The 15,481-nt window shown below is 65.7% G+C and carries 17 protein-coding genes; 14 read left to right on the forward strand and 3 right to left on the reverse strand.

Features of this window, described 5'->3' with window-relative positions; all coding sequences use genetic code 11:
* Positions 1-130: 130 nt before the first annotated feature.
* From XW59_RS00005 to XW59_RS00045, 9 genes are all read left to right on the forward strand, one after another.
* Complete coding sequence (locus XW59_RS00005) at positions 131-1,240, forward strand: acyltransferase (RefSeq protein ID WP_047147196.1); 1,110 nt, start codon at positions 131-133, stop codon at positions 1,238-1,240.
* Positions 1,241-1,386: 146 nt separating this feature from the next.
* On the forward strand, positions 1,387-2,511 hold the full coding sequence (dnaJ, locus tag XW59_RS00010) for a molecular chaperone DnaJ (protein WP_047147195.1): 1,125 nt from the start codon (positions 1,387-1,389) through the stop codon (positions 2,509-2,511).
* 103 nt (positions 2,512-2,614) lie between these two features.
* Positions 2,615-3,217: a phospholipid N-methyltransferase PmtA gene (gene pmtA, locus XW59_RS00015; protein ID WP_047147194.1), complete on the forward strand. Its 603-nt coding sequence runs from the start codon at positions 2,615-2,617 to the stop codon at positions 3,215-3,217.
* Between the two features lie 89 nt (positions 3,218-3,306).
* Positions 3,307-3,894: an NAD(P)H-dependent oxidoreductase gene (locus XW59_RS00020; protein ID WP_047147193.1), complete on the forward strand. Its 588-nt coding sequence runs from the start codon at positions 3,307-3,309 to the stop codon at positions 3,892-3,894.
* Positions 3,895-3,899: 5 nt separating this feature from the next.
* The gene (gene pyrF, locus XW59_RS00025; protein ID WP_047147192.1) at positions 3,900-4,589 is read left to right on the forward strand and encodes an orotidine-5'-phosphate decarboxylase; all 690 of its coding nucleotides are present in this window, start codon (positions 3,900-3,902) and stop codon (positions 4,587-4,589) included.
* Between the two features lie 21 nt (positions 4,590-4,610).
* Entirely contained in the window at positions 4,611-4,904 is a 294-nt protein-coding gene (locus XW59_RS00030) for a DUF1330 domain-containing protein (RefSeq protein WP_047147191.1), read from the forward strand.
* Complete coding sequence (locus tag XW59_RS00035; RefSeq protein WP_246665961.1) at positions 4,901-5,449, forward strand: GNAT family N-acetyltransferase; 549 nt, start codon at positions 4,901-4,903, stop codon at positions 5,447-5,449. The genes XW59_RS00030 and XW59_RS00035 overlap by 4 nt, the downstream gene beginning before the upstream one ends.
* A gap of 143 nt (positions 5,450-5,592) precedes the next feature.
* Positions 5,593-6,882 (forward strand): polyhydroxyalkanoate depolymerase, encoded by a 1,290-nt coding sequence (locus tag XW59_RS00040; RefSeq protein WP_047147190.1) that lies wholly within the window; start codon positions 5,593-5,595, stop codon positions 6,880-6,882.
* A 278-nt stretch (positions 6,883-7,160) separates the two neighbouring features.
* On the forward strand, positions 7,161-7,679 hold the full coding sequence (locus XW59_RS00045; RefSeq protein WP_246665980.1) for a transglutaminase-like cysteine peptidase: 519 nt from the start codon (positions 7,161-7,163) through the stop codon (positions 7,677-7,679).
* Between the two features lie 234 nt (positions 7,680-7,913).
* Here XW59_RS00045 and XW59_RS00050 read toward each other — a convergent pair whose 3' ends face one another.
* The 3 genes from XW59_RS00050 to XW59_RS00060 all read right to left on the reverse strand — a co-directional run bounded on the left by XW59_RS00050 (position 7,914) and on the right by XW59_RS00060 (position 11,000).
* The gene (locus XW59_RS00050) at positions 7,914-8,504 is read right to left on the reverse strand and encodes a hypothetical protein (protein ID WP_047147189.1); all 591 of its coding nucleotides are present in this window, start codon (positions 8,502-8,504) and stop codon (positions 7,914-7,916) included.
* A 278-nt stretch (positions 8,505-8,782) separates the two neighbouring features.
* Positions 8,783-10,315: a YifB family Mg chelatase-like AAA ATPase gene (locus XW59_RS00055; RefSeq protein WP_137326948.1), complete on the reverse strand. Its 1,533-nt coding sequence runs from the start codon at positions 10,313-10,315 to the stop codon at positions 8,783-8,785.
* A 208-nt stretch (positions 10,316-10,523) separates the two neighbouring features.
* The gene (locus XW59_RS00060) at positions 10,524-11,000 is read right to left on the reverse strand and encodes an SRPBCC family protein (protein ID WP_047147187.1); all 477 of its coding nucleotides are present in this window, start codon (positions 10,998-11,000) and stop codon (positions 10,524-10,526) included.
* A gap of 191 nt (positions 11,001-11,191) precedes the next feature.
* Between XW59_RS00060 and XW59_RS00065 the strand changes: the two genes are divergently transcribed.
* The 5 genes from XW59_RS00065 (at position 11,192) to XW59_RS00085 (ending at position 15,447) form a co-directional block, all read left to right on the forward strand.
* Positions 11,192-11,572, forward strand: a complete 381-nt coding sequence (locus tag XW59_RS00065) for a hypothetical protein (protein WP_047147186.1) — start codon at positions 11,192-11,194, stop codon at positions 11,570-11,572.
* 86 nt (positions 11,573-11,658) lie between these two features.
* Complete coding sequence (locus XW59_RS00070; protein ID WP_137326949.1) at positions 11,659-12,246, forward strand: copper chaperone PCu(A)C; 588 nt, start codon at positions 11,659-11,661, stop codon at positions 12,244-12,246.
* Between the two features lies 1 nt (position 12,247).
* Positions 12,248-12,856, forward strand: coding sequence for an SCO family protein (locus XW59_RS00075; protein WP_047147248.1), 609 nt, complete (start codon positions 12,248-12,250; stop codon positions 12,854-12,856).
* 122 nt (positions 12,857-12,978) lie between these two features.
* Positions 12,979-14,211, forward strand: a complete 1,233-nt coding sequence (locus XW59_RS00080) for a 3-methyl-2-oxobutanoate dehydrogenase (2-methylpropanoyl-transferring) subunit alpha (RefSeq protein WP_047147185.1) — start codon at positions 12,979-12,981, stop codon at positions 14,209-14,211.
* Positions 14,212-14,433: 222 nt separating this feature from the next.
* Positions 14,434-15,447, forward strand: a complete 1,014-nt coding sequence (locus XW59_RS00085) for an alpha-ketoacid dehydrogenase subunit beta (RefSeq protein ID WP_047147184.1) — start codon at positions 14,434-14,436, stop codon at positions 15,445-15,447.
* Positions 15,448-15,481 lie beyond the last annotated feature (34 nt).

Raw genomic sequence — 15,481 nt, forward strand, 5'->3', positions numbered from 1 at the left:
TTCGCGCCGGGCTTTTTTCGTCGGGCCGATGGTTTCCCGTTAACATTAACGCAAGGTAAGCGATTGCCGGCACGACGCGCGTGCTAACATTCCCGGACGCTTCGGCGCGCATCGGATTGGGGCTTTCGCGATGACGCATTTCCGGATTCTGGAGTTCTGGCGGCTTTCGGCGGCGTTGCTGGTGATGGCCTATCACTTCATGCGCTACGCGCCGCCGGAAACCTTCTACATCAGCGACGGGCTCTATCACCTGCTGCCGCTGATGGAGATGTTCTTCATGATCTCCGGCTTCCTGATCATGCTGCGCTACGCCGATACGCTGACCACCGAGCGCGGCGCCTACAAGCGCTTCATCCTGCGCCGCTTCGCCCGGCTCTACCCGCTCTATTTCGCCACGCTCGTCTTCTTCGTGGCCGTCGCCGTCGCGGTCAAGCTCGGCTACGTGACCGCGCAATCGCCCGCGCGCTACGATCTCGCGGTCCTGCCGCAGAACATATTGCTGATCCAGGGATGGGGCACGACCGACCTTCTGACCTTCAACTATGTCGCCTGGACGCTCTCGGCCGAATGGTTCTGCTACCTGGCCCTGCCGGCGATCGTGCTCGCCTGGCGGTTCGGCGGCAAGGCCGGTCTCGTCGCGATGGCCGTCATATCGATCATCGCGCTGGAACTCGCGGTTGCCGCGCAGATCATCCCGTTTCCGAGCTGGCTGCGCGCCGACACCTGGGGCGCGTACCGGGCGTTCGCCGATTTCGTGCTCGGCGCGCTGGTGGCGGTCGTGGTGCGCGACAGCAACTGGCAATTGCGCAGCCACGCGCCGGCGTGGATCGTGTTCGGCCTCGCGATCGCCGCCATGGCGACGCTGCAGAACAACTACCTCATCCTGTTCCTGCTGATGGCGTCGATCTTCCTCGCCGCGCTTGCCGAGCGCAACAATCCCGACGGATCGAGGCTGCTGACGCCGCTTCACCCGATCGGCACCGTCTCGTTCGGCATCTACCTGATCCACCCGGTGCTGGAAACGACCGTGCTCGCGATCGTCTGGCGCAGGCTCATCGAACCGATGGAAATCATGAGCTTCTTCGTCTTCTGGACCATTCCGATGGTGATGACGATCGCGGTGGCGCTGCTTTCCTACCGCTATTTCGAGACGCCGGTTTCGAAATATCTCAACGGGCTGCTGATGGCGAAGGACAAGGCGCCACAAAGTCGTGCCGCCGTCGCAACGCAGCAACCCTGACGATCTTTCAGACGGAAAAGCCGGGTTTAAACCCAGAAAAATGCCGCACTTGCATGGTCGGCTATGGTATCGGGCGCAAGGATTTACTAAATCCGTGTTCTCTGATGCGTTGCTGCCGGCCGCGATCATGTGAAACACGGAACATCATGAAGCCTGACTATTACGAAACACTCGGTGTCTCCAAGGGCGCTGACGAGAAGGACCTCAAGAGCGCTTTTCGCAAGCTCGCCATGCAGTTCCATCCCGATCGCAACCCGGGCGACCACGCGGCCGAGCACAAGTTCAAGGAAATCAACGAGGCCTATGAGTGCCTCAAGGACCCGAACAAGCGCGCCGCCTATGACCGTTTCGGCCACGCCGCCTTCGAGCATGGCGGGATGGGAGCCAACGGCTTCGGCGGCGGTGGCGGTGGCTTCGCCGACATTTTCGAGGACATCTTCGGCGACATGATGGGCCGCCAGCGCCGGTCCACGGGCGGCCGCGAGCGCGGCGCCGACCTGCGCTACAACATGGAAATCTCGCTCGAGGAGGCATTCACTGGCAAGACGGCGCAAATCCACGTGCCGGCCTCGCTCGTCTGCGACGAGTGCTCCGGCTCCGGCGCGAAGCCCGGAACCCAGCCCGTCACCTGCTCCATGTGCTCCGGCGCGGGGCGCGTGCGCGCCTCCCAGGGCTTCTTCTCGATCGAGCGCACCTGTCCGCAATGCCAGGGCCGGGGCCAGACGATCCAGGACCCGTGCGTCAAATGCGCCGGCCAGGGCCGGGTCACCGAGGAACGATCGCTGTCGGTCAACATTCCGTCCGGCATCGAGGACGGCACGCGCATCCGCCTGGCGGGCGAAGGCGAAGCAGGCCTGCGCAGCGGGCCTTCCGGCGACCTCTACATCTTCCTGTCGGTGAAGCCGCACGAATTCTTCCAGCGCGACGGCGCCGATCTCTACTGCAAGGTGCCGATCTCGATGACGACGGCCGCCCTGGGCGGCTCGTTCGAGGTCGCCACGCTCGACGGCACGCAGACGCGGGTGAAGGTTCCGGAAGGCACGCAGAACGGAAAGCAGTTCCGCCTGAAGGGCAAGGGCATGCCGGTGCTGCGCCAGCCCAATATCGGCGATCTCTACATCCAGGTCGCGGTCGAGACGCCGCAGAACCTGAGCAAGAGGCAACGCGAGCTCCTGGAGGAGTTCGAGCAGCTTTCCTCGAAGGAAAACAGCCCGCAGTCGAGCGGCTTCTTCTCGCGCATGAAGGACTTCTTCGAATCCTTCGGCGAGTAGCCCGGAGGTTCGTCTACAGCATTTTTGAGACGACGGCTTGCGTCCCCCAATAAGGGGTTTACGTTATGGAATGCGACAATCGCTGTTCGGGAGACGACATCACATGGCTTCAGGGCTCCGCCGCTCCATCTCGCGCCGCTTCGACGAGGAGCTGCGCTTTTTCAAGGGATGGATAGACAAGCCTCGCGCCGTCGGCTCGATAATCCCGACAAGCTCCGTCACCGCGCGCCGCATGGCGTCGGTCATCAATCCGAATTCCGGCCTGCCCGTCCTCGAGCTCGGACCCGGCACGGGCGTCATCACCAAGGCCATACTGGAACGCGGCGTGAAGCCCGCCTCGCTCTACTGCGTCGAATATTCGGAGGATTTCGTCCGCCACCTGCGCGGCGATTTCCCGGAGGTCAACATCATCCAGGGCGATGCATTCAACCTGAACGAGACGCTCGGCGAGAACCGCGGCCTGCAATTCGACGCGATCGTTTCCGGCGTCCCGCTGCTCAATTTCCCGGTGGAACAGCGCGTGCGCTATGTCGAGGACCTGCTCGACCGCATCCCGGCGGGGCGGCCGATCATCCAGCTCACCTATGGCCCGAAATCGCCGGTGCCGGCCGGCCGCGGCAATTACACGGTCGAGCATTTCGACTTCGTCATCCGCAACATCCCGCCGACGCAGCTCTGGATCTACAGGCGCGGCGCGCGCTCGTAGGCGCGCTTGCTCCTGCGCGCCACGATCCGTTTTGACAGCACCGGAACATCGTTTATACCGGGTCCGGATCGCAGCAGGGGCACGCCGACATGACGCCGAAAATCCTCGTCTTCGCGGGATCGACACGCTCGGGCGCCTTCAGCGGCCGCGTCGCCGACGTCGCGCAGAAGGAACTGGCCGTCCAGGGTGCCGAGGTGACGCGCATCTCGCTCGCCGACTACCCCCTGCCGCTGATGGATCAGGATCTCGAACGCGAGCACGGCGTGCCGGAAAACGGCCTCAAGCTGGCGCGGCTCTTCGCCGCCCATGACGGCATCTTGATCGCGACGCCGGAATATAACGGCTCGTTTCCGCCGCTCCTCAAGAACGTCATCGACTGGGTGAGCCGCGTGCGCAAGGACAACGGCAAGCCGCTGCGGCCCTATCCGGGCAGGGCGGTGGCGATCTGCTCCTCCTCGGACGGGCATTTCGCGGGGATCAGGAGCGCCGCCCATCTGCGCGCGGTGCTGGCCCATATCCAGATGGAGGTGGTCGCGCCGCAATGCTCCATCCCCCATGCCGGCGAGGCATTCGACGAGAACGGCGATTTCCGCGACGAGGCGCAGCGCCGGCGCATGGCGACGGTCTGCTCGGCGCTGATCGACCGGGCGCGGCAATCTTCGAGAAGCGAGGTGTGAGAGAGATGAACGCCAGGGACAGGCTGATCGTCGGGCTGGACGTGCCGAGCGTGCGCGAGGCGGAGGCCGTGATCCGCGACCTCGAAGGCACCGTGTCCTTCTACAAGATCGGCTACCAGCTCGCCTTCGCCGGCGGGCTCGATCTGGCGCGCGAGCTCGCCTCGGGCGGCACGAAGGTGTTCCTCGACATGAAGCTCCTCGACATCGACAACACGGTCGCCAAGGGCGTCGAGAACATCGTGAGGATGGGCGTGTCGATGCTGACGCTGCACGCCTACCCGAAGGCGATGCGCGCCGCCGTCGGCGCCGCGAAGGGCTCTGGCCTCTGCCTGCTCGCCGTCACCGTGCTGACCTCGATGGACGAGCAGGACGTGATCGACGCCGGCTACGAGTACGATCCGCGCACGCTGGTGCTGCGCCGGGCCGAACAGGCGCAGCAGGCCGGAATGGGCGGCATCGTCTGCTCCGCCAGCGAGGCGGCGGCGGTGCGCAGGATCGTCGGGGCGGACATGGCGGTGGTCACGCCCGGCATCCGCCCGGCGGGCGCCGAGCACGGCGACCAGAAGCGCGTGATGACGCCGCGCGACGCGATCCACGCCGGCGCCAGCCACCTCGTCGTCGCCCGCCCGATCGTCGGCGCGGTTGACAGGAAGGCGGCGGCGCTGGCAATTCTCGACGAGATGGAAAAGGCCTGAGCGGCGAAGCGGGAGGAAGAAATGGCGAAAGGTTACTGGATCGCCCATGTCGAGGTTCGCGACCCCGAGCGCTACAAGGACTATGTCGCGACCGCCAAGCCGGCCTTCGAGCGGTACGGCGCGAAATTCCTGGCGCGCGGCGGCGCCTATGAGGCGATGGAAGGCAAGGGCCGCGGCCGCAACGTGGTGATCGAGTTCCCTTCCATGCAGGCCGCGCGCGACTGCTACAATTCGGCCGATTACCAGGCGGCGAAGGCGATCCGCCAGGAAGTGGCCGACGCCGAGATGATCATCGTCGAGGGCTACGAGGGTTGACGCAGGCCGAGGCGGCCGGCCTGGAGGCGCCGGCGGGCTACCGGATACGGGCAGACCGCGACGACGACTATCCCGCCCTTCTGAAGGTGGAGAACCGGGCCGCGCAGCTCTTCCGCGACCATGGCTATCCCGCAATTTCCGATAACCCCTTCGCGAGCGTCGAGGATTTCCGCGCGATGGCGGCGGGCCACACGGTATGGGTCGCCGTCACGCCGGACGACGCGCCGGTGGGTTATGCGGTGGCCGGAAGGCTCGGCCGCTTCCTGCATTTGCGCGAGCTTTCCGTCGATCCGGCGCATGGGCGCAAGGGGCTCGGCGCCGCCCTCGTGCGCGTCGTCCTTCGAGCCGGAAAGGCGGAAGGCGCCGAAGGCGTGAGCCTGACCACGTTCCGCACCGTGCCGTTCAACGCGCCGTTCTACGAAAAGCTGGGCTTTGCCGAAATGCCGCTCGGCGGCGCGCCGGAGGAGCTCAGATCGACGTTCGAGCGCGAAATGCCGCCGGAGACGGACCCGTCCGCGCGGGTGCTGATGACTTGTCGTTGCTAGGCAGCGGATTCCGCCCGCGGCTCGCCAGAAGGCATTGCGTTCCCGGATATTGCATTGCAGCAAAAAAAGCTGCTAGTTTTGCGCCATAACATTTCGACCGGCCTCGACGCCTCGCCGCCGCCGGACGAGGTTCCGGAGCGCCGATGCATTATCAGCTATACGAACTGAACCACGCAGCCCTGCAGCCCCTGCGGGCCTATTCGGACGCGGTTCGCCTGTTCTACACCAACCCGCTCAACCCGTTCTCGGCCACGCCATGGGGACGCTCGGTCGCCGCCGCGGCGGAGCTCTTCGAGCGCTCGACGCGGCGCTACGGCAAGCCGAGCTTCGACCTGCCGACGACGAAGGTCGACTTCAAGACCGTCGACGTCACGGAGAAGACCGTCTGGTCGAAACCGTTCTGCAACCTCATCCATTTCGACCGCGACCTGCCGAGGAGCCGCAAGCCGGATCCGAAGCTGCTGATCGTCGCGCCGATGTCCGGCCACTACGCCACGCTTTTGCGCGGCACGGTGGAGGCGATGATGCAGCATGCCGACGTCTACATCACCGACTGGGTGGACGCGCGCATGGTGCCGCTTTCGGAGGGGCGCTTCGACCTCGACGACTATGTCGACTACGTCATCGAGATGCTGCATGCGCTGGGGCCCGACACCCATGTGATGGCGGTGTGCCAGCCTTCCGTGCCCGTGCTGATGGCGGCGGCGGTGATGGAAGCGCGCGGCGACGGCTTCGCGCCGGCGTCGATGACGCTGATGGGCGGACCGATCGACACGCGGCGCAACCCGACCGCCGTCAACCTGCTCGCCGAGGAGAAGGGGATAGACTGGTTCCGCGAGAACGTGATCATGCAGGTGCCGTGGCCCAACCCCGGCTTCATGCGCGACGTCTATCCGGGCTTCCTGCAGCTTTCCGGCTTCATGAGCATGAATCTCGACCGGCATCTCATCGCCCACAAGGACTTCTTCATGCATCTGGTGAAGGACGACGGCGATTCGGCGGACAAGCACCGCGACTTCTACGACGAATATCTGGCGGTCATGGACCTGAGCGCGGAATTCTACCTCCAGACGGTGGAAACCGTCTTCGTCCGCCACGACCTGCCGCTGGGGCGGATGATGCATCGGGGCGAAAGGGTCGATCCGGCGGCGATACGCAACGTCGCGCTGTTCACCGTCGAGGGCGAGAACGACGACATTTCGGGCGTCGGGCAGACCCGCGCCGCGCACGATCTCTGCGTCAACATCCCCGAGACGATGCGGGCGCACTACCTGCAGCCGAAGGTCGGACATTACGGGGTCTTCAACGGCTCGCGCTTCCGCGCCGAGATCGTCCCGCGCATCGCCGACTTCATCGCCAGCCGGACGAGGAAGACGGGCGCGAACGCTGCCGCAAGGCCCAAGCCGCGCCTCGTCAGCTCGAAACGGAGCTAGCTTCGCGCCGGCAGCGGGCGCCGGCATGGCCGTCCGTTGCCTCAACGACACAGTGGGCCAAGCATAACGTCTTTCCACCAATCTGCTTAGGCCCAACTCATTGACTCCACCGGGAAATCATCTTTAACGTTTCGTTAACAAACAAAAGAAACGGTGAATGGGGTTTGGGCGATATGCTTGCCTTGCGGCGGAGATGGCGGCTGTGGCCGCTTTTTGCGGGGGGACTGCTCGTTGCGGCGGCGACGGGGACCAGCACGGAAGCCTCTTCGACGAGCGGAATGGTGACGGGCGGGCTCACCTCGCAGCCGATCGGCCATTACGAGTTCTGCAAGAAATATCCGGCGGAGTGCTCGATCAGGATGCGCGACCGCGGCCCGATGGCGCTGACCGACCGGCAGTGGAGGCTCGCGCACAGGGTCAATGCCGAGGTCAACCGGGCCGTCAAGCCGATGAACGACATCGACATATACGGCAAGGAGGAGGTCTGGGCCTATCCCGACAGGGGCGTGGGCGACTGCGAGGACTACGTGCTCGAAAAGCGCCGCAGGCTCAGCAAGCTCGGCTTCTCCCTTTCCAATCTGCTGATCACGGTGGTGCGCAAGCCCGACGGCGAGGGCCATGCGGTGCTGACGCTGCGCACCAATCGCGGCGATCTCGTGCTCGACAATCTCCACGACGAGCTGCGCCCGTGGAACAAGACCGGCTACCGTTTCCTCAAGCGCCAGGCGAGCGACCATACCGGCCGCTGGGTGAGCCTGCGCGAGGAACAGAACATGCTGGTGGGCGCGGTCCAGTAGAGAGTTTCCGACAGGACGGAGCGAACCGCCCGTCGCGGACGACGACATCGAGCGACCGGAGCGCTCCCGCATCTTTTTGCCGCCCGGGCGTCTCCGAGCCTCATCGCGCAACACCGCGACCGCTGCGCCGGATTCCCGCGAGAGGCGGGAACCCGGACAGGAAGCCGCGCCGTCTCGCGTCGGCTCGCCGGAAGATAGCGGGATCCTGCCCGGAAATTTCGAAGGCCTCGCGCCTCAGGACAGTATCTGGAAGTTCCGCAGGATCCAGGAAATCTGCGCGATCAAGGCGACGCTCACGAACACGAGATGGAAATGCCGGTTCCTCACGAACATGGCAATGACGGCGAACAGGAACAGCAGGGCCTGACGGATCGGGTATTCCGGACTGAGCGCCAGGAAATGCGCCTTGCCTTTCCACAAGGTGTCGATGACGTCGGCAACGAAGAGGGCCGCCAGCAGGCCGTAGAACCATTTCTGCCGCGAATGGAAATAGTCCGCAAAACCTCCATATTCCTCCATGCGGTCCGGAAACAGCAGCGCGCAGATGAAGAAGAACAGCGCCGCGTAGCAGATGATGAAAATATAGAGCTCGAACGTCCATCGATCGATACGCGACAGCGCGAACTCGAACCACCAGAAATGAATGACGGCGAAGAAGAGGAAGGCGACCCAGCCGAGATGAACCAGATAGACCTGCTCGCGGCCCGGATGCTGGACGAAACGCGTCAAGCCGGAGAGCAGGCGCGCGATGCTCAGCCCCATCACCACACCCATGACGACGCGGATGTGGAAGAACTGGTCGGGGTGCAGGATCGGCGTTTCCATGATTCAAGTGCTCGGCGTTTATCTTGGGGATCAGCTTCGCTTCATCGCCGGGAGCGGGAAGAACAACTCTTCAGGCCCAAGCGCGACATGGCCTGATCTTTCCTGGACGAGGGCGAGCCTTGCGCAAAACCCTTAAAATTCTTCAAACAACCGGGCCATCCAGTCCAAGCGCGGGTCGAAGAACCCGTTGGCTTCAATCGCGCGCCCAAGGTGCCGCCGATCGCGCCGGACGATCCGATCGCGGCCGCCATTTGCCCCATCGCCGGGGTTGCCCGCGCTCAGGCCGCCTGCGCCAGCCGCTCGCCGGCGATCCGATAGGAGATGGCCTCGGCGAGGTGAATGCGGGCGACGTTCTCCGCGCCATCGAGATCGGCGAGCGTGCGCGCGACCTTCAGCACCCTGTGATAGGCGCGCGCGGAAAAGCCGAGCTTCTCGCTCGCGTCCCGCAGGAGCATCAGCCCGCCCTCGTCGGGAGCGGCGACTTCCTCGATCGCCGATGTCGGGCATTGCGCATTTGTCGTCACTCCGCCCAGGCCCATCGCGGCATAGCGTTCCGCCTGGCAAAGACGGGCGCGCGCGACGCGCTCGGCGATCGCCGAACTGGGTTCGGCCCGCGACGGGCGAATGAGGTCGACGGCGGAAACCGCCGGCACCTCGACGCGCAGGTCGATGCGGTCGAGCAGCGGCCCGGAAAGGCGCGCCTGGTAGTCGGACTGGCAGCGCGGCCCGCGCGCGCAGCGATGGCCGGGCTCGCCCGCCATGCCGCAGCGGCAGGGGTTCATCGCGGCGACGAGCTGGACGCGCGCCGGATAGCTGACGCGGCTGTTGGCCCGCGCGATGACGCACTCGCCGGTCTCGATCGGCTGGCGCAGCGAATCGAGCACCTGCGGCGAGAATTCGGGCAGTTCGTCGAGGAAGAGTACGCCGTTATGGGCCAGCGAGGCCTCGCCCGGACGCACGCGCAGGCCGCCACCGACGAGCGCGGCCATGGTGGCCGAATGATGCGGCGCGCGGAAGGGCCGGCGGTCGGAAAGCCTGCCGCCGGCGATTTCCCCGGCGATCGACGAAATCATCGAGACCTCCAGCAATTCGCGCGGCGACAGCGGCGGCAGGATCGAGGGCAGCCTTTGCGCCAGCATCGACTTGCCGGAGCCGGGAGGCCCGACCATCAGCAGATGGTGCCCGCCGGCGGCGGCCACCTCCAAAGCGCGCTTGGCGCTTTCCTGGCCCTTGATGTCCGCCATGTCGGGCAGGTCGGCGGGCGCGGCCCGCACCGCCGGCTCCGGGCGGGAGATGACCTGCGTGCCGCGGAAATGATTGGCGATGGCGACGAGGCTGCGCGGCGCGACGATGTCGATTTCGGCCCCGGCCCATGCCGCCTCCGGCCCGGCGCCGTGCGGACATATCAGCCCCTTGCCCATGGCGTTGGCGCCGATCGCCGCCGGCAGCGCTCCCGCCACCGGCGCGACCGTGCCGTCGAGCGAGAGCTCGCCGACAACCACATAGGCCGAGAGCGCATCCGCCGGGATCGCGCCGAGCGCGGCCATCAGGCCGAGCGCTATCGGAAGATCGTAGTGGCTGCCCTCCTTGGGAAGGTCGGCGGGCGCGAGATTGACCGTCACCTTCCTGGCCGGCATCGAGAGGCCCGACGCATGCAGCGCCGCCTGCACCCGCTCACGGCTTTCGGCCACCGCCTTGTCGGCCAAGCCGACGATCTGCATGCCGACCTTGCCGGGCGCGACCATCACCTGCACGTCGACGGCGACGGTCTCGATGCCTTCAAACGCGATTGTCGTGACATGCGAAACCATGCTGCCCCTCCGCGCAGGTTTACCTGACAAGTCCCAAATGCAATGCCCGGGCCAGTCAAGCACAGAACAAAAACCCGCGCAAGAACAATACGGGAACAAATTTCCCGCTTCAGGTGCGGCCGGGTTGCAGGAGGTTGCATCGGCGGAACATATGTTCCGCGGGAGGGGAGCCTGGCCGCGGCTTTTCCGCCGCCAGACTGAACGGCTTTCAGATTTTCCTGGCCAGTTGCTCAAGCTGATCGGCGCATTGGCTCCAGCCTTCGTGGAACCCCATCTTCTCGTGAGCGTCGCGGTCTTCCCTGGACCAATGGCGGGCATGCACGACGTAACGCGTCTTGCCGCCCTCATCTGCGAAGGTGAGGATGCCGACGAAGAACGGCTTTTCGGAGGGATGCCAGGCGCTGGTGAAGGCGTCGGTGAAGACGATCTTCTCGTTGGGAACCACCTCCAGATAGACGCCGCGGTTCGGATATTCGTTTCCGTCGGGGTCTCGCATGACCACGTAATTCGATCCGCCGGCACGGACGTCGAGCTCGGCATGCGGGGTGGTCCACGGCAAGGGCGCGAACCATTGCACGAGAAGTTCCGGCTCGGTCCAGGCGCGAAACACCTTCTCGCGCGGGGCGTCAAGCAGGCGGTCCAGTACCAGTTCGAAATCCGAAGGCTGTTCGGACGTGTCGACCATAGAATTCCTCCTATCCTACCCGCCCTTCCCTATGGTCACCGGATTTTCCCGAAGGTCAACCATCGCCCTCTCCGCTCGAGGACGTACTCGCCGGATGCGCGGCGCGCGTGATCTTGCCACACCCGCGCCGCGCGCATTCCGCAAATCCCGCCGGCGTGGTATGAGCACAGGATCGAGGAAAGATCGTCGGCATGAACCGTTTGCGGCAAAAGGGAAGCTTCTGGGTCGCGCTCGTCGCGGCCTACATGCTCGTGCTGCAATCGGCCATGGGCGCCCTGGCGCTCGGCATCGGCCCGTCGCAACCGGCGCTCGACGCCTTCGGCAACCCGCTCTGCATCACCGGCACGGAGCGAAGCGATGCCGGCGGAAAGGCCGGCCACGGCCTGCTGCCCGATTGCTGCGTGCCCGGCTGCGCCATGTTCGCACCGGCAAGCAATCCGCCCGAAGCGGCAAGCGTCGCGACGCTCCCGTCGCTTCCCGGACGGATTTCCTTTGCGGTCGAGCGGGATATCTCCGTCCCCGCGCCCGAGCACCATCCGGGCAACCCACGCGCACCGCCTTTGACGGCCTGAACGCATCGTCCTCGATGGAGGACGGTTTTCGCATTCGGACGTCACCCTCACGCGACCCGCGTGGGCAACAAAGGTTGGAATTTCTCATGAACACGCAGATTAACACCCTCGCGCGCGCCGTCGCCGACAGTTTCCCCCTCTCCCGCTTCCGCAGCATCGAGGAGCGCCTGGGAATTCTGGGCTTCACCCTGATGTTCCTGTTCGCCATGTCGCAGACGCTTCTCGCGCATGACTACAAGGCCGGCGACCTCGTCATCGACCATCCCTGGTCGCGCGCGACGCCGCCGGGCGCGAAGGTCGCCGCCGGATACATGGTCATCCGCAATCCGGGCACGCAGGCCGACCGCCTCGTCAAGATCGAGTCGGAGATATCCGGCAAGGTCGAGGTCCACGAAATGTCGGTCGACGACAAGGGTGTGATGACGATGCGCCCGCTTGCCGACGGCGTCGAGATACCGGCGGGCGGAGAGGCGAAGCTCGAGCCCGGCTCCTACCATTTGATGTTCCTCGAGCTGAAGCAGCCGCCCAAGGAAGGCGTGAAGTTTCCCGGAACCCTGACCTTCGAGAAGGCCGGAACGGTCGAGGTCGAATTCGCGGTCGAGGCCATGGGCGGCGGCGGCCACGATCACGGCAATCATGGCGAGGCCGGCGGCCACGAAGGCCACGGCGGCTGAGATGGCCGTTTCGACCATGACCAAGGCGCTGGCGGCATTCGCCGTCAGCGCGGGCATCGTCGCGTTCGCCGCGATCCAGCTCGCCGCCCCGGGCGGACCCGCGGGCTCGCGCATCGTGGACGAGACGGTGACGATCGGCGGCCCGTTCAAGTTGACGACGCATGAGGGCGCGGCGCTCTCCGACACCGATCTCGAGGGCACGCCCTTCGCCGTGTTCTTCGGCTTCACCCATTGTCCGGAGGTCTGCCCGACGACGCTGTGGGAGCTGTCCGAGGCGCTCGGCGCGATCGGCGACGACGCCGACCGGCTCAAGGTGCTCTTCGTATCGGTCGATCCGGAGCGCGACACGCCGGAGGCGCTGGCAGCCTATCTCCAGTCCTTCGACCGCAGGATCGTCGGCCTTACCGGCGAGGCGGCGGACATCGAGGCGATGGCGAACGCCTATCGCGCCTACTGGAAGCGCGTCCCGCTCGAAGACGGCGACTATACGATGGACCACACGGCGTCGGTCTATCTGATGAACAGCGAGGGGCGCTTCTCCGGCATGATCTCCTACGAGGAAGTCTCGGACATGCGCGTGCGCAAGCTGCGCAATCTTGCCCGACTCTGACGGCGGTCCGCCGCTCGGCGCACAACCGGATGTGCGCCGAGCAATGTGGACATCGGGGCCTCTTCAATGCCAGCATGCGCCTCCAACGTCCCGTGCCCTCGGGAGAGAGGAAGAGGAGCCGCATGTCGGAAGAACACAAGCTCAGCCTGCATGTTCCCGAACCCGAAGTCCGGCCCGGCGATACGCCGAATTTCTCCAATGTCGTGATCCCCAAGGCCGGCTCGGTCGAGCGCCCGCCGGTCGACGTCGACCCGAAGGATATCCGCGAACTCGCCTATTCGATCATCCGCGTGCTCAACCGCCAGGGCGAGGCCGTGGGGCCGTGGGCCGGCACGCTGAGCGACGAGGAATTGCGCGAGGGCCTGCGCCACATGATGACGCTGCGCGCCTTCGACGCCCGCATGCAGATGGCCCAGCGCCAGGGCAAGACCTCCTTCTACATGCAGCACATGGGCGAGGAGGCGGTGAGCTGCGCCTTCCGCCGCGCGCTCGAGCCCGGCGACATGAACTTTCCGACCTATCGCCAGGCCGGCCTGCTGATCGCGGGCGGCTATCCGATGGTCGAGATGATGAACCAGATCTATTCCAACGAGGCCGACCCGCTGAAGGGCCGCCAGCTTCCGATCATGTATTCGTCGAAGGAGCACGGCTTCTTCTCGATCTCGGGCAATCTCGGCACCCAGTTCATCCAGGCGGTCGGCTGGGCGATGGCCTCGGCGATCCGCAACGATACGCGCCTAGCGGCCGGCTGGATCGGCGACGGCTCGACCGCGGAGAGCGACTTCCACGCGGCCCTCGTCTTCGCCTCGACCTATCGCGCGCCGGTCGTGCTCAACATCGTCAACAACCAGTGGGCGATCTCGACCTTCCAGGGGATCGCGCGCGGCGGCTCGGGCACTTTCGCCGCGAGGGGGCTCGGCTTCGGCATTCCCGCGCTCAGGGTCGACGGCAACGACTATCTCGCCGTCCACGCGGTCGCCAAATGGGCGGCCGAGCGGGCAAGGCGCAATCTCGGGCCGACGCTGATCGAATACGTCACCTACCGGGTCGGCGCGCATTCGACCTCGGACGATCCTTCCGCCTATCGCCCCAAGACGGAATCCGACGCCTGGCCGCTGGGCGATCCGGTGATCCGGCTCAAGAACCATCTGATCGTCAAGGGCACCTGGAGCGAGGAGCGCCACAAGCAGGCGGAGGCGGAAATCCTCGACACGGTGATCTCGGCGCAGAAAGAGGCCGAGACGCACGGCACGCTGCATGCGGGCGGCAAGCCCTCGACGCGGGACATGTTCGAAGGCGTCTACGCCACCATGCCGCCGCATCTGCGGCGCCAGCGGCAGAAGGCGGGGGTGTAGGGGCATGGATTACCTGGCCGATCACGCCCCCTCCACCATGCTTCGCATGGTCCTTCAGGGCGAGCCGCTTGTCTCGCCCGTCCTTCGGACCCCCCGCTTCGCAGGGGAGGAAGCGACGCCGCGGCCGTCCGCGACCTGGATCCTCCCCCGTTTACGGGGGAGGGGGACCGCCGGAGGCGGTGGAGGGGGCGTTTGCCTGCATTTTGACAAAGAGGCCTTTCCATGCCGCGCATGACCATGATCGAGGCGATACGCTCGGCCATGGACGTAACCATGGGCCGCGACGAGACGGTCGTCGTGTTCGGCGAGGATGTCGGCTATTTCGGCGGCGTGTTCCGCTGCACGCAGGGCCTGCAGCAGAAATACGGCAAGACGCGCTGCTTCGACACGCCGATCTCGGAGCTCGGCATCGTCGGCGCGGCGATCGGCATGGCCGCCTACGGTCTCAAGCCCTGCATCGAGGTGCAGTTCGCCGACTACGTCTATCCGGCCTACGACCAGATCGTCTCGGAGGCGGCGCGCATCCGCTACCGCTCCAACGGCCAGTTTACCTGCCCGATCGTCATCCGCATGCCGACCGGCGGCGGCATCTTCGGCGGGCAGACGCACAGCCAGAGCCCGGAGGCGCTGTTCACCCATGTTTCCGGGCTGAAGGTGGTGGTGCCGTCGAACCCCTTCGACGCGAAGGGCCTGCTGATCTCCGCGATCGAGGATCCCGATCCGGTGATCTTCCTGGAGCCGAAGCGGCTCTACAACGGCCCCTTCGACGGCCATCACGACCGGCCGGTCACGCCCTGGTCGAAGCACCAGCTGGGCGACGTACCGGAAGGCCATTTCAGCGTGCCGCTCGGCAAGGCGGAGATACGACGCGAAGGCACCGCCGTCACCATCCTCGCCTACGGCACCATGGTCTATGTGGCCGAGGCGGCCGCGGAGGAGGCGGGAGTGGACGCGGAGGTGATCGATCTCAGATCGCTGCTGCCGCTCGACCTCGACACGATCGTCGCCTCGGTGAAGAAGACCGGCCGCTGCGTGGTGGTGCACGAGGCGACGCTGACCTCCGGCTTCGGGGCGGAGCTGGCGGCGCTGGTGCAGGAACATTGCTTCTACCATCTCGAAGCGCCGATCGCCCGCGTGACCGGCTGGGACACGCCCTACCCGCATGCGCAGGAATGGGACTATTTCCCCGGCCCCAGGCGCGTCGGAGAAGCGCTTCTCGAAGTCATGGAGGCGTGAGGATGACGAAGCCTCGACAGGGCGGGTTTGACGG

Source organism: Aquamicrobium sp. LC103 (assembly GCF_001014615.2).
Classification (GTDB): domain Bacteria; phylum Pseudomonadota; class Alphaproteobacteria; order Rhizobiales; family Rhizobiaceae; genus LBCQ02.

Coding starts and splice junctions, on each gene's coding strand:
- XW59_RS00045 (WP_246665980.1), top strand. CDS start 7,161: ATGGTGACGGGCGGGCTCACCTCGCAGCCGATCGGCCATTACGAGTTC.
- XW59_RS00065 (WP_047147186.1), top strand. CDS start 11,192: ATGAACCGTTTGCGGCAAAAGGGAAGCTTCTGGGTCGCGCTCGTCGCG.
- XW59_RS00030 (WP_047147191.1), top strand. CDS start 4,611: ATGGCGAAAGGTTACTGGATCGCCCATGTCGAGGTTCGCGACCCCGAG.
- XW59_RS00070 (WP_137326949.1), top strand. CDS start 11,659: ATGAACACGCAGATTAACACCCTCGCGCGCGCCGTCGCCGACAGTTTC.
- pyrF (WP_047147192.1), top strand. CDS start 3,900: ATGAACGCCAGGGACAGGCTGATCGTCGGGCTGGACGTGCCGAGCGTG.
- XW59_RS00055 (WP_137326948.1), bottom strand. CDS start 10,315: ATGGTTTCGCATGTCACGACAATCGCGTTTGAAGGCATCGAGACCGTC.
- XW59_RS00060 (WP_047147187.1), bottom strand. CDS start 11,000: ATGGTCGACACGTCCGAACAGCCTTCGGATTTCGAACTGGTACTGGAC.
- XW59_RS00075 (WP_047147248.1), top strand. CDS start 12,248: ATGGCCGTTTCGACCATGACCAAGGCGCTGGCGGCATTCGCCGTCAGC.
- pmtA (WP_047147194.1), top strand. CDS start 2,615: ATGGCTTCAGGGCTCCGCCGCTCCATCTCGCGCCGCTTCGACGAGGAG.
- XW59_RS00085 (WP_047147184.1), top strand. CDS start 14,434: ATGCCGCGCATGACCATGATCGAGGCGATACGCTCGGCCATGGACGTA.
- dnaJ (WP_047147195.1), top strand. CDS start 1,387: ATGAAGCCTGACTATTACGAAACACTCGGTGTCTCCAAGGGCGCTGAC.
- XW59_RS00020 (WP_047147193.1), top strand. CDS start 3,307: ATGACGCCGAAAATCCTCGTCTTCGCGGGATCGACACGCTCGGGCGCC.
- XW59_RS00005 (WP_047147196.1), top strand. CDS start 131: ATGACGCATTTCCGGATTCTGGAGTTCTGGCGGCTTTCGGCGGCGTTG.
- XW59_RS00080 (WP_047147185.1), top strand. CDS start 12,979: ATGTCGGAAGAACACAAGCTCAGCCTGCATGTTCCCGAACCCGAAGTC.
- XW59_RS00040 (WP_047147190.1), top strand. CDS start 5,593: ATGCATTATCAGCTATACGAACTGAACCACGCAGCCCTGCAGCCCCTG.
- XW59_RS00050 (WP_047147189.1), bottom strand. CDS start 8,504: ATGGAAACGCCGATCCTGCACCCCGACCAGTTCTTCCACATCCGCGTC.